This is a genomic window from Acetobacter oeni, from assembly GCF_011516825.1.
Taxonomy (GTDB): Bacteria; Pseudomonadota; Alphaproteobacteria; order Acetobacterales; family Acetobacteraceae; genus Acetobacter; species Acetobacter oeni.
This window is the reverse complement of sequence record NZ_WOTA01000001.1, coordinates 82,443-94,232: the sequence shown is the minus strand read 5'-3', so window position 1 is coordinate 94,232 and position 11,790 is coordinate 82,443. Positions and strand designations below refer to the sequence as shown.

Annotated in this window: 12 protein-coding genes, 1 tRNA gene and 1 other RNA gene; 3 read left to right on the top strand and 11 right to left on the bottom strand. The window is 55.0% G+C overall.

Annotation, left to right across the window (positions count from 1 at the left end):
- Positions 1 to 165: 165 nt before the first annotated feature.
- From rpsO to GOB90_RS00380, 3 genes are all read right to left on the bottom strand, one after another.
- A complete protein-coding gene (rpsO, locus tag GOB90_RS00390) occupies positions 166 to 435 on the bottom strand; it encodes a 30S ribosomal protein S15 (RefSeq protein WP_146885263.1) in 270 nt (89 codons plus the stop codon).
- Positions 436 to 458: 23 nt separating this feature from the next.
- Positions 459 to 1,382 carry a tRNA pseudouridine(55) synthase TruB gene (truB, locus tag GOB90_RS00385; protein WP_146885260.1) on the bottom strand — a complete coding sequence of 308 codons (924 nt, stop codon included), beginning with the start codon at positions 1,380 to 1,382 and terminating at the stop codon, positions 459 to 461.
- Between the two features lie 111 nt (positions 1,383 to 1,493).
- Complete coding sequence (locus GOB90_RS00380; RefSeq protein WP_146885258.1) at positions 1,494 to 2,675, bottom strand: lytic transglycosylase domain-containing protein; 1,182 nt, start codon at positions 2,673 to 2,675, stop codon at positions 1,494 to 1,496.
- 251 nt (positions 2,676 to 2,926) lie between these two features.
- On the opposite strand from GOB90_RS00380, the gene GOB90_RS00375 reads away from it, so the two are divergent.
- Positions 2,927 to 3,259 (top strand): TIGR02300 family protein, encoded by a 333-nt coding sequence (locus GOB90_RS00375; RefSeq protein WP_146885445.1) that lies wholly within the window; start codon positions 2,927 to 2,929, stop codon positions 3,257 to 3,259.
- Between the two features lie 325 nt (positions 3,260 to 3,584).
- Positions 3,585 to 4,703, top strand: coding sequence for a glycosyltransferase family 61 protein (locus GOB90_RS00370; RefSeq protein ID WP_242011701.1), 1,119 nt, complete (start codon positions 3,585 to 3,587; stop codon positions 4,701 to 4,703).
- Positions 4,704 to 4,749: 46 nt separating this feature from the next.
- Here GOB90_RS00370 and GOB90_RS00365 read toward each other — a convergent pair whose 3' ends face one another.
- From GOB90_RS00365 to clpS, 7 genes are all read right to left on the bottom strand, one after another.
- Complete coding sequence (locus GOB90_RS00365) at positions 4,750 to 5,172, bottom strand: dihydroneopterin aldolase (RefSeq protein WP_146885440.1); 423 nt, start codon at positions 5,170 to 5,172, stop codon at positions 4,750 to 4,752.
- A 5-nt stretch (positions 5,173 to 5,177) separates the two neighbouring features.
- Positions 5,178 to 5,951 (bottom strand): SDR family oxidoreductase, encoded by a 774-nt coding sequence (locus tag GOB90_RS00360; protein WP_242011700.1) that lies wholly within the window; start codon positions 5,949 to 5,951, stop codon positions 5,178 to 5,180.
- 49 nt (positions 5,952 to 6,000) lie between these two features.
- Positions 6,001 to 6,597, bottom strand: coding sequence for a recombination mediator RecR (gene recR / locus GOB90_RS00355; protein WP_146885254.1), 597 nt, complete (start codon positions 6,595 to 6,597; stop codon positions 6,001 to 6,003).
- A gap of 31 nt (positions 6,598 to 6,628) precedes the next feature.
- Positions 6,629 to 6,952, bottom strand: a complete 324-nt coding sequence (locus GOB90_RS00350) for a YbaB/EbfC family nucleoid-associated protein (protein ID WP_146885252.1) — start codon at positions 6,950 to 6,952, stop codon at positions 6,629 to 6,631.
- A gap of 48 nt (positions 6,953 to 7,000) precedes the next feature.
- Positions 7,001 to 9,010, bottom strand: a complete 2,010-nt coding sequence (locus tag GOB90_RS00345) for a DNA polymerase III subunit gamma/tau (protein WP_146885249.1) — start codon at positions 9,008 to 9,010, stop codon at positions 7,001 to 7,003.
- An 84-nt stretch (positions 9,011 to 9,094) separates the two neighbouring features.
- Positions 9,095 to 9,189: signal recognition particle sRNA small type (gene ffs, locus GOB90_RS00340), an RNA gene on the bottom strand.
- A 239-nt stretch (positions 9,190 to 9,428) separates the two neighbouring features.
- Positions 9,429 to 9,755 carry an ATP-dependent Clp protease adapter ClpS gene (clpS, locus tag GOB90_RS00335; protein ID WP_146885247.1) on the bottom strand — a complete coding sequence of 109 codons (327 nt, stop codon included), beginning with the start codon at positions 9,753 to 9,755 and terminating at the stop codon, positions 9,429 to 9,431.
- Positions 9,756 to 10,146: 391 nt separating this feature from the next.
- On the opposite strand from clpS, the gene GOB90_RS00330 reads away from it, so the two are divergent.
- Positions 10,147 to 11,253, top strand: a complete 1,107-nt coding sequence (locus tag GOB90_RS00330) for a D-alanyl-D-alanine carboxypeptidase family protein (protein WP_146885245.1) — start codon at positions 10,147 to 10,149, stop codon at positions 11,251 to 11,253.
- A gap of 128 nt (positions 11,254 to 11,381) precedes the next feature.
- Here the strand turns inward: GOB90_RS00330 and GOB90_RS00325 are convergent.
- Positions 11,382 to 11,471, bottom strand: a tRNA-Ser gene (locus GOB90_RS00325).
- Between the last annotated feature and the right edge of the window lie 319 nt (positions 11,472 to 11,790).

Below are 11,790 nucleotides of genomic sequence, written 5' to 3'. Positions count from 1 at the left end.
GGTTCGGCTCCTGATTTCGCCGGTTCAGATACCGGACAACAAAAAAACCCGGGACACCTGCTTGGACAGGCATCCCGGGGTATCCCTTACAGGATTACGGGCAATGGGGAAACAGCAGAGATGCCACAGATTGACAGGCTCTGTTTCCCCGACAGTCCCGCGTGATCAGCGACGCAGCCCCAGACGGCCAATCAGCGTCTCGTAGCGGGTCTGGCTCTTGCGTTTCAGATAGTCGAGCAGACCACGACGGTTGCCAACCATGACCAGCAGACCACGACGCGAATGGAAATCCTTCGCATGGGTTTTAAGGTGTTCGGTCAGGTTATTGATCCGCTCGGTCAGGATCGCGACCTGAACTTCCGGTGATCCGGTATCGGTCGGGGTCGTACGGTATTCCTGAATGACTTCTGTACGGCGTTCTGCGGTAATCGACATCGGTGTCTCCCGAAAAATAAGGTTTAAAGCAGTCGAACGGGCTGCAGCCAGCCATCTTCGAGGCGGCACAGACCGAGCACACGCTCACCGTCCATCGCACGAACAATGCCGTCGGCGCCGGTTTCCGGGATACGTCCCATGAGATCCAGCAGGCCGAGAGCCTGTCCATGCAGCAGGAGAACCGTTTCGTCCGGGGTCAGGGCCAGCGCCGGGATGTCGGCCAGCGCGGTCGCGACCGGACGCAGCAGCTCCGGTGAAGCAGGCGCTTCTTCGGCGCTCGCGACGATTTTGTCCAGCGAAATCGCATCTTCTTCAGTGAACGGCCCGACTCTCAGACGGCGCAATGCGGCAATATGACCGACCGTACCACAGGCGAGCGCAACGTCCCGCGCCAGGGAACGCATATATACGCCCTTGCCGGATTCAACTTCGAAAATGGCGTGATCGGCATCGGGTCGCCCGATCAGTTCGAACCGGTCCACGCGAGCCGGACGGGGTGGCAACTCAGGCGGACGGCCATCACGCGCCATGTCATAGGCCCGCTCACCGGCCACTTTAAGAGCGGAGAAAACCGGAGGCACCTGCATGATGTCGCCGGTCAGGCCGATTGTCGCCGCACGCAGTTCATCATCCGTGGGGCGCACATCGGAGATTGCTGTAACCGTACCATCCGCGTCGTCGCTGTCCCTCGCCTCACCCAGACGAAGAGTGAAGTGATACCGTTTGGTTCCGTCCATAATGTAAGGAACCGTTTTTGTTGCGGCACCCATTGCGATCGGCAGGAGGCCGGTTGCAAGTGGATCAAGAGTACCGCCGTGGCCGACTTTCTGAGCATCGAAAGCACGCTTCACGATACTGACGACGGCTGTCGAGGTGACCCCGGACGGCTTGTCGATCACAAGCCAGCCATTCAGGGCGCGTCCTTTACGGATGCGGTTGCGTGCCATCTGTCTCAGTCCCGGCTGTGTAGGGCGACTTTTGACTGACGCCCCGGAAGGCGGGGGTCTAGCCGAGGCACCCGTTGGCGACAATGCACATTTTTCAGACGCAGCCCGGGATCAGATCGTCACGGGAACTGTAAAGCAGGCAATCGCATGGGTATGCAGAATCCGGCAGGCCGCCGCTGCGGCCTGGGGAGCGAAGCCGGTCAGTCGTGCCCGATAAAGTGAATTCGCAGCAGGCGAGACCCGCGTCACGACGGCGCCAAGCTGCCCGGAAGACCCGCCGATAAGGGACTGAGCCTGGCTGAGTACTGTACGGGCTTCGGCTCCGCTGGAGAAAGCGCCAACCTGAACGGCCCAGGGACGCCCTGAAGCCCCGCCATCGCCATAACCGCGGGTTGCGACGGCAGGAGTGGCTATAATACGGTTCGCTGAAGACGATGGCTCAACATAACTCGCAAGCTCAGCGGGAAGAGGCCTTCCGACAGAGGCCACTGCAACAGGAGGTTGCAGCCGCTGCAATGTTGCCAGCGGTGGCGCTGCCGGCTGAGGGGCGGAGAGCGGATTGGCGTGAGGCGCATCCTGATCCATCAGGCAGTTTGACGGATCATAGGCCACGTCGGCATCGCGGAGACAGCCATCCGCAGTCCGCGTGACAGCATCGGGGTCAGATGCAGCAGACACAACAGGAGAAGCCTGGGCTACGCGGATGGCGGCACTGCCGGTTTCACTGACTCCGGAGCCGGGCGCGGCATCACCGAGATTGGGCGAGATCGAAGCCACGTAGTTAACGGTTTCATCGGGCAGAGATTCGCCTGTCTGCAGGTACTGTTCGACACGGCCGGGGCCGGCATTATACGCGGCGAGGAAGCCCGGAGAGCCAAACCTTTCATAAAGCTGGCGGATATAACCGGTTCCGGCCACGATGTTATCGTGGGGGTCGTAAGGATCGCCGCCCAGGCCATACAGCCCGGCCAGTTCAGCCCATGTCGCGGGCATGAGTTGCATCAGGCCCATGGCGCCTGAGCCCGATTTGGTCAGCTGTCCGTTTATATATTCTTTCCCTCCAGATTCCTGGGTCATGACGGCCCTGATCCATTGTTCCGGAACTGAGAATCGGCCTGCGGCCTCGCGGATATAGGGTCCCCAAGGATCGCCTGCCGATCCGGGAGCACGATAGTTACCCTGCCCCCACTCAGACGGATTACCTCCGGCATGCGGGGTCGTACTGCAAGCGGTCAGCATTGCGAGCAGACACACCGTAAAGGCGTGCAACAGGCAGCCCGGAACCCTGCTCATTACATAGTCCTTTGACAAAAATCTGCGTCCGAAACATGACGGATTTTTATGGCATTGGAAAATTAAGGCAGAAATAAGGTTCGGCCATGCATGAGAGCCTGGCCTGTTGCCCTGCCGCTGCTTCTGTTTGACACGGACGGCACAAGCTGGCATTGGGCCACGCCTCATCTGGATGCGTGTTCCGCACGGTGTCCAGGCTCGCCGGGGAAGATTTCATCCCCAAAACCATGATCACGATTGACAGGTTCACCATGGCCCAGCCTGAACTCGGTTCAAAACGCATCTGTGTATCTTGCGGAGCGCGTTTTTACGACCTTAACAAGGAACCGGCTGTTTGCCCGAAATGCGGAGCTGAGCAGCCGGCTGAAGTTCCCCGGCTTAAGAGAGCGGGTGACAGCATTCCGGCATTGCCTGTGAAGGCTGCCCCGAAACCAGACAAAGACGGCGATGATATCGACGTCGATACCGACGATGATGATGACGATGCCGACGTCCTGGAAGATACGGCTGATCTCGATGATGATGCCGATGACATCAGCACCGACATCGATGTGAACACGGACAAGGACGAGCACGACTCGTAAAATAACAGGAAGCACCGACTGTCGGATGTACATCTGTGTGCATACGACAGTCGGTTCGGATCAGATCTGTACCATTGATGCCGGGGACATAATCTGCCTGCTTACGGCAAAGAACAGCGCGTTACCGCCCTGTTGTGTTCCGGCCTGTCTGATCTGTGGCAAAAAACGGCTCCGGTCGTCGAGCCTGTCTTTATACTCATTAGCTGAAATCCATGCAGGCATAGCTGCACAGTCTTGCTTCGGAAAGACAGGCAGAATTGTCACGGATTGTGACAATCACTGATTTTCGATATCTTTTCCCCGATACTTTCCTGCTCAGGTCGCCATGTCCCGCATTACCATGTTGCGTGATCGCATTAAAAACGGACGGCCCTCCCGGCATTTACCTGCTGTCGGATTATTTCAGGCGGCAGGAAACCGGGCGCTGATTGAATTCTCCCCTCTGCGGGAAGGAACTTTCGCAGCAAACGGTCTGTTGAGTGACGGCAGCGAAAGTCTGTTCCGATATCAGACCACATCGACTGCACCTGTTTTTCGCTACAGTTTTAACGATGTCATGTTCGATCCTGAACTGACCATGTTCAGTTCGCACGGCGCTCCGATCCGGGATGTGCTCTATACTCAGCCCCCGGCAGTGCTGGATCTTTTTTGCGCGCACGAGGACAGACCGATCGAAAGCTGCGATCAGACAGCCTGGGCCGGCTTTGATCACTGGAATACCAATTTCTATCATTGGGTGGCCCATACGCTGCCGGCCATTCGTCACTTCCTGAAAGCAGCCGGTCCTGATGACGTGTTTCTGCTTCCTGCCCTTACCCCGTGGCAGACAGAAAGCATTGAGCTTATGGGATTGGCCAGGAAGCACTGGAAGATAACGCATGCAGGCACGCGTTATCGTTTTCCTCGTGTCATTTACACAGATTTCATACGCGGCAGGACTGATTTTACAGCTTCAGAAACGGCCGTTGAGACCAGCCATATGCTCAGGCATGCTGCTGGTTGTGTCTCCCGACCGGGTTCGCGTCTTCTGTTCATTGAACGGGGAGAGGCAGCGAACCGTAAAATTCCGAATGAAGCTGAACTGGCATCTGGTCTGAAACAGATCGGGTTTGAATGCATCCGGCCCGAGACGCTGAGTGTTCGGGAGCAGATACGCCTGTTTTCAGAAGCGCGCATGGTGATCGGCTTTCTGGGAGCGGGAATGACGAACATCTCCTGGTGTCCACCTGCCTCGGTTGTTTACGAGCTTGTCCCGAGCCATCACCAGAACCCCTGCTTCCTGCCAATTGCTGTTCGCAATCGCCTTTACTACTGGGCGGATCTGATCGAGACCGGCGTGACACAGGAGGATCACACGAGTCAGGCAGTATTGCCTGTCAATGCAGGGCGCATTGTAGCGCACGCGCAGGAATTACTGGATTTTTCCCGAACAGTCTGCGGCTGAGCGCGACTTATGACCGAGGCGGTCGGGTTTCTGCGGGCAGATACCATTACAGGCAGACCATTCCCGGTATCTGCTCTGCTGACCACCTCTCGATTTCCACGCCTACAGAATCAAGATCAGAGAAAATATCCAGCTTTTCAACGCTTACGCGTACGACACAGACACGTCGGTCCTTCAGAATTTCAATGGCAATCCGCTCCGCCAGCGTCTCAACCAGCTTTGTATGCTGAGCCGTTGCCAGTTTGCGCACAATCAGCACGGCATCCTCATAGGAGACCGTTCGACTCAGTTCATCCGCGCCTTCGACCAGATCTCGTTCTTCAGAAACCCCGAACGAAACATTAATCCGGACGCGCTGCGTCACACCCTGCTCATGCGGGAAAATACCGATCTGAGCATCAACGAGCATGTCCTTCAGAAACAGCCGCCGTAGCGGCAGGTCGCCGGGCCATGGTGCAAGAATCGTCATCTCAGTCATTCTTCCGTCAAATGTCCCGCATCCGGCAGGGAGCAGTGCCACTGGAGATGCTGGCCACCATCCAGGGCCAGCATCTGCCCGGTAACGGACGGCAGCGCCAGAAGTGCCAGAGCCGCCTGCGCGACTTCTTCAGGGGACGTGCCGTGACCAAGGGGCACAGATTCACATTGTCGTCGGAACTGTTCGGCTGTCTGGCGAGGACTTGGGAGAGCGGGACCTGGTCCGATCGCATTGACCCGAATTCGCCGGGGCGCGAGAGCCAGGGCCATCGTCTGCGTCAGTGTCCACAGTGCCGATTTCGAGACCGTGTAGCTTACAAAATGTGGTGTCAATGACCAGACCCGCTCATCAAGCATATTAAGCACCATGGCCTCGCTTCCTTTTGGAAGCGCTCTGGCGAAGTCCTGGATCAGAACGAAAGGAGCTCGCAGATTAGGTTCAATGTGCTCTTGCCAGCTTTGCCTGGTGACCGTATCCCATTCATCTCTTTCGAAGGTCGATGCGTTGTTGACGAGAACACCCAGTGGCCCCAGAGCGGCCATCGCCTGCGGCACGAGCCCCCTCACCTGCTCTTCATCAGCAAAATCTGCCTGCAACAGACAGCCCTGAACACCGAGAGTCCTGATCTCCGCAAGCAGAGAACTGGCGGCTTCTTCATCGGAGCGATAATGGATAGCGATGGAAAAGCCGGTTTCCGCGAGGCTTCGGGCGATTGCCCGTCCCAGTCTCCGGCTTGCCCCGGTGACCAGGGCTGCTCGCGGAATCCTCATGCTGAGTCCGTTCATCGGGAGCAGGGTGTCCTGAAATCAGTTTTTCGCTTCACATCGGGCGCCTTGCGCTCACAGCGGCAGCCAGGGTTCCGTCATCAAGAACATCAAGAGTGCCCCCCATCGGAACTCCCTGCGCAACACGACTGACCCGGACATCATAAGGATGCAGCTTCTCCTGAAGCCAGTACATTGTTGTAGCGCCATCTACAGTTGCTCCCAGAGCAAGAATGACTTCTCTGACAGAACCGGCGCGCAGACGTTCAAAAAGCGGTTCCACGTTCAGATCCGCCGGGCCGATACCCCGCAATGCGGACAGCACGCCTCCGAGCACCATATAAAGGCCATGATGAGCGCCGGCGCGTTCCAGGGCCCAGAGATCGTTGACACTTTCGACGACGCAGATCAGGTCATTTGCCCGCGTGGGATCGCGACAGATGTGGCAGGGATCTTCGACGTCGAGATTGCCGCAGGACGTGCATGTCCGCACGGACATGGCGGCGCTTTCCATGGCGCGGGCAAGGGGAAGCAGCTTTCCCCGCGGATCTCGCAGCAGAGCGAGTGTAACCCGACGTGCTGATCGCGGCCCGAGCCCCGGAAGACGCGCAATGAGTCCGATTAAATGATCTATTTCAGGAACTGGCGTCATTCAGATAGCCGGGAATTGATGATGTTATGCGTCAGAAAGGTAGCTTGAGACCCGGCGGCAGGTTCAGGCCACCCGTAACTTTCTGCATTTCTTCGGCGGCGGTTTTATCGAGTTTTACACGCGCATCGGCACAGGCCGCCACGATCAGATCCTGTAACATTTCCATTTCCGTTGGATCTGCCAGTTTGGGATCAATCCTGATCGCTCGCATATCTCCCTTGCCGCTCAATGTGACGGTCACCATTCCGGCTCCCGCTGAGCCTTCGATCTGGATGTTGCCCAGACTGGCCTGCATTTCTTCCATTTTGGCCTGCATCTGGGAAGCCTGTTTCATCAGGCCGGCAAGATTTTTCATGCTTTATTCCTTACTGTCACAATGCGGAACGGAGAGTCCCCCGAAGTCTTATTCGTCTTCCGGATCAGGCACGTCGTGATCAAGCACTAGCCCGGACGGATCATCAACTTCAACGGGGAGACCGTAATGGTCATCAAAAGATGAGTCTTTTATGTCACCCAGTTCCGCACCCGGAAATGCCTTCAGAATTGCTTTTACGAGCGGATGATTTTCTGACCGGCGTTTATGAAGCTGGATGATATCGGCGCTCTGCTCCGCCAGAGTGAGCTCACCCGGAGCATCGACCTCTCTGACAATCCACTCACCAGCGAAACGCGCGCGAAGAAAATCCTGCAGACGACGGGGCAGATCCTTTGGGGCCTCGTTGTCAGTTCGCACCTCGATCAGAGGCGGAGCGAATGTCACCAGATGGACAGAATAACGCAGATGACCATGCAAGGAGGCCTCCCGGCTGTTATCCTTTACAAACGCCACCAGTTCCCGCCAGGATTTCGGTTCTTTCTCCGGAGGATCTTCAACAGTCATCCGGTCCGTTACCGGCGCGCGCTGCGCGCTTCCGGCCCGGCCTGCGTTTATGGCATGAGGCAATCTGTCCCCGGGATCACTCACCGAAACAGGCTCACCCGGAGACGCATGAGTTCTCCGCTCACTTACATCCTGGACGCCGGACGACAGCGCCAACGGTGACGGCAAGGCCACCGGAGCCCTCGTATCCTGAGCGGATTCTCCATGCTCCAGACGCTTCAGGATTTCCGGTGGAGAAGGGAGAGTCGATGCATAACAGAGACGCACGAGCACCATCTCGGCTGCCTCACGTCTGAGTGGCGCATCATCGATTTCACTGATTCCCTTAAGCAGCATCTGCCAGAGACGGGAAAGTGCCGAGAGCGACAGCGATGATGCAAAAGCGCCGCCTCTGATGCGCTCTGACTCGGGCAGATCAAGAGCATCCTGCAGATTTTGCACGGTTTTCAGACGGGTAACGGTATGCGTCAGTTCAGCAAGATCCCGCAGCATCAGGCCCGGGTCGCCTCCCCGGTCATAAACGGAGTCAGACAAGGCTATGGCCGCTGAAATGTCACCGCGCATCACAGCATCGAAAAGATCAAATACGATGCTCCGGTCAGAAAGACCCAGCATTGCAGCAACAAGAGAAGCCGAAATGACTTCCCCGCTCTCATTGCTGCTTCCGCTCTGAGCGATCGCCTGATCGAGAAGCGAAAGACCATCGCGCACCGAGCCGTCGGCGGCACGGGCAATCAGCTTCAGTGCTTCCGTCTCGACAGTGACTTTTTCGCGATCAGCAATTTTAGTGAAAAACGATACCAGTTCGGACTGTGCGATCCGACGCAGGTCAAACCTCTGGCAGCGCGAGAGCACTGTGACAGGAACTTTGCGCAATTCGGTCGTCGCGAAGATGAATGTGACCTGCGGCGGTGGCTCCTCAAGGGTTTTCAGCAGAGCATTAAATGCATTGCGGGAAAGCATGTGAACTTCATCCACAATGAAGACTTTCATGCGCCCCTGAATCGGCCTGAAATGACAGGCTTCTATGATTCCGCGCACATCATCGACACCGGTGCGCGAGGCTGCATCCATCTCCAGAACATCGGGGTGACGATCGGCAAGGATTGCGACACAATTCGGACAGACACCGCACGGATGGGCTGTTGCCTGTCCTTTTCCATCAGCACCTGTGCAGTTCAGGCCACGAGCAATGATACGTGCCGTGGTGGTTTTACCGACTCCGCGCACACCGGTAAGCATAAAGGCGTGTGCGACGCGGCCAGTGGCAAATGCGTTTTGTAATGTGCGAACAAGCGCATCCTGACCAATAAGTTCGTCCAGGGTAGCAGGACGATATTTGCGCGCGAGAACTCTGTAGCCTGCATCGGATGTTGCAGACTGTTTTTTCGTCAGCGGAGCATGCTCTTCATCGGCAGGCTCTGTTCTGTCGATTGCATCGGATAAAATTATCGATTGTTCATCACCAAAGAGGCCAGGTCCGCCACCATCTGGCAATGGCAGGTCATCAGCCGGGCTCTCATGATCAGACATATTTTCGGCGAATCCAAAGGAACCGGTCTATGGCTCAGGGAAAACAATACATCCCTTCAGGACAGACCTGTCGTTTCCCAAAACGTGAGAGACCCGCCACGACCCGCGCGAAACTTACTGCGGCTGCTTCCTTCCGGACCTGACCGGGTTGGCAAGGTGCACGTCCGCAACGGATCTCCCGCGATTGTGGTAACACATAACTCTCACCAGGACAAAGCCTCTGGCAAGCTGCCTGCTATAGATATCCCGCCCCCGTGCAACGCACGCAAAAAGAAATCGAAGGCCCGTATCAGCGTGGCATCAGTATCCGTCTTCATTAAAAAGAACGGCAACGAAGAAAACTCTGTTACAACCGGTCTTTTTAAGACGATGTAAAATCAGATTATGAGAAATTTCTGCCCTGCGCGCCCGGGCTGAGTTAATCTCTCTCAATGGTGCATTGCAGCGGGTGCTGATTCTGGCGCGCCAGATCCATCACCAGCGTCACTTTGCTTTCAGCAACCTCATAGGTAAATACGCCACACACACCCACGCCCTTCTTGTGAACATGAAGCATGATATTTGTCGCCTCATCACGTGTCTTATTAAAGAACCGCTCCAGTACATGAACAACAAATTCCATAGGCGTATAATCATCATTTAGCATGAGGACTTTATACATAGATGGCTTGCGGGTTTTTGTCTTCGGCCTTACCAGAACGCTAACATCTGATTCATTGTTATTGTTTTTAGAATCGTCGCTCATGCTGACCTGACCGGCATGCCCCCCCCTATGGCGGCCAACCAGCCAGACGGGATCACCGGAGCAATTTTTTCTTGTTGGCGGTATCATTTTTCTCTCTGTAAACTACAGCAATCTCTGTGAAAACAGAAATATCAGCTTCGTGCGTCTACCCTGTGCATTTATGGGCATACGCCCAGCGCATTAAAATGATGTTCCTGCCAGCCGAACAGAAGTCTGATCATATTATATTTTGTTAGCAAATTTTTGCTAGACGATCGAATCGGGACTGCTAAGCTTCTGAATCGACTGACCGGGGGAACTGCTGTAATCTCTGGTCACACACTATGATGTACATTTAGAGTCGGCCATTCACTGGTCGGGAGACGTTCCTGGCGATTCGGCAGAGCGGAAAATGGGAGAGACACGCGTGACAGCTCGTCGGAATATCAGAGTGTCTTATCTTGCTTTCGCAACTCTCCTGGTATCGGCAACAGCTCCGCACAAAGCGGCACACGCTCAGTACGTCGGAAATATCAGCGCATTTGTTTCGGATGCCAGGACCGGTGCGGTGCTCGCGCAAGTCAATCCTGACCTGCAGCGCTATCCCGCCAGCCTGACTAAGCTGATGACCCTTTATATGACATTCAAGGCGCTTCGTTCAGGCACGCTGACGCTTGATCAGGCGGTTCCTGTATCTATCCACTCAGCCACCCGCGAACCATCAAAACTGGGCCTTGTTCCCGGCTCCTATCTCACAGTTGAACAGGGTATCCTTGGGCTGGTAACAAAATCAGCCAACGATGCAGCCTGCGCTCTTGGAGAACTGATAGGCGGGAGCGAACCGCAATTTGCTGCAATGATGACTGCTGAAGCGCATAATCTCGGAATGTCGCGAACGACATTTCAGAATGCATCAGGCCTTCCTAACCCCGGCCAGGTTACAACGGCACGGGATCTTGCGACACTTGCTCAGCATCTGATTTCCGATTTTCCTGAAGATTATCACTATTTCTCAGTCGGTATTTTTTATTTTCACGGACACGAAATTCCCAATCATAACCCGATGTTGCGTTATTACCCGGGCGCGGACGGAATGAAGACAGGTTATACAGCGCAGGCGGGCCTCAATCTCGTCACATCTGCGATGAGAGATAATGTGCGCCTTGTCGGTGTTGTCATGGGCGCATCATCTAATATCGAGCGCACACGCACGATGGCGTCGCTGATGGATCAGGGATTTGCGGACGAAGGCGTTGCCCCCGTTGAACGAAGCGCTCCCATGGCTAAACCATTCATTCTGGCACGATCAGGACGCAAAACGCTGACTTTGTTCGCATCTTCCCGGGATACACGTCGATCTCCTGTCCAGGTCGCCGAGGCCCCGATTCGTCGTTCACAAAAACCCAGAACAAAATCGGGTATTGTACATTATGTACTCGCCAGGTCGCCCCTGACAAAACACGACAAATCGACCCGCCTGCACGCCTCTGCAAGCACGAAACAGCGTTCAAAAACTTAATTTCATTGAATCAGGAATAAACAACGCCTGCTCCGATGGAATTAAGCCTGTAAACCAACCGAGTCCGCTAACACAGAGAGCATAAGCTTTTACCAGCCTCATTTTTCAAATATTACTTTTATCCATACTGGCGGATGGGGTGGGATTCGAACCCACGGTACGCTTACACGCACGCTGGTTTTCAAGACCAGTGCCTTCAACCACTCGGCCACCCATCCTGCATCAACAAGAACTCTCATTCTTGGTGCGAGTGCTCTCTAACGTATTTTACGTCGCACGTCCATCAGAGAGCAGCAATCTACAATGTATAATATTTTTCATTTCAGAATGCAGTCTATTGCTTATTATTTAATATAGATATTGGAATTTCCACACAAAAAAGAAAAATGTATTCTGCATAATAAATATCATCTCACATTTCATGCTGCAAAAAATTATACTAACCATGATACAAGGTTGATATAACCAATTATACTCACAAGAAACCCGAGAAAAATATCCAATCAATGAAATGACTATTTTAACAGGCAACAACCC

Bases quoted from the DNA above. Each gene is read 5' to 3' on its own strand.
- clpS (WP_146885247.1), bottom strand. From the start codon at position 9,755: ATGAGCGACGATTCTAAAAACAATAACAATGAATCAGATGTTAGCGTT.
- GOB90_RS00330 (WP_146885245.1), top strand. From the start codon at position 10,147: ATGGGAGAGACACGCGTGACAGCTCGTCGGAATATCAGAGTGTCTTAT.
- GOB90_RS00370 (WP_242011701.1), top strand. From the start codon at position 3,585: ATGTCCCGCATTACCATGTTGCGTGATCGCATTAAAAACGGACGGCCC.
- GOB90_RS00345 (WP_146885249.1), bottom strand. From the start codon at position 9,010: ATGTCTGATCATGAGAGCCCGGCTGATGACCTGCCATTGCCAGATGGT.
- truB (WP_146885260.1), bottom strand. From the start codon at position 1,382: ATGGCACGCAACCGCATCCGTAAAGGACGCGCCCTGAATGGCTGGCTT.
- GOB90_RS00350 (WP_146885252.1), bottom strand. From the start codon at position 6,952: ATGAAAAATCTTGCCGGCCTGATGAAACAGGCTTCCCAGATGCAGGCC.
- GOB90_RS00380 (WP_146885258.1), bottom strand. From the start codon at position 2,675: ATGAGCAGGGTTCCGGGCTGCCTGTTGCACGCCTTTACGGTGTGTCTG.
- GOB90_RS00365 (WP_146885440.1), bottom strand. From the start codon at position 5,172: ATGACGATTCTTGCACCATGGCCCGGCGACCTGCCGCTACGGCGGCTG.
- GOB90_RS00360 (WP_242011700.1), bottom strand. From the start codon at position 5,951: ATGAGGATTCCGCGAGCAGCCCTGGTCACCGGGGCAAGCCGGAGACTG.
- rpsO (WP_146885263.1), bottom strand. From the start codon at position 435: ATGTCGATTACCGCAGAACGCCGTACAGAAGTCATTCAGGAATACCGT.
- recR (WP_146885254.1), bottom strand. From the start codon at position 6,597: ATGACGCCAGTTCCTGAAATAGATCATTTAATCGGACTCATTGCGCGT.
- GOB90_RS00375 (WP_146885445.1), top strand. From the start codon at position 2,927: ATGGCCCAGCCTGAACTCGGTTCAAAACGCATCTGTGTATCTTGCGGA.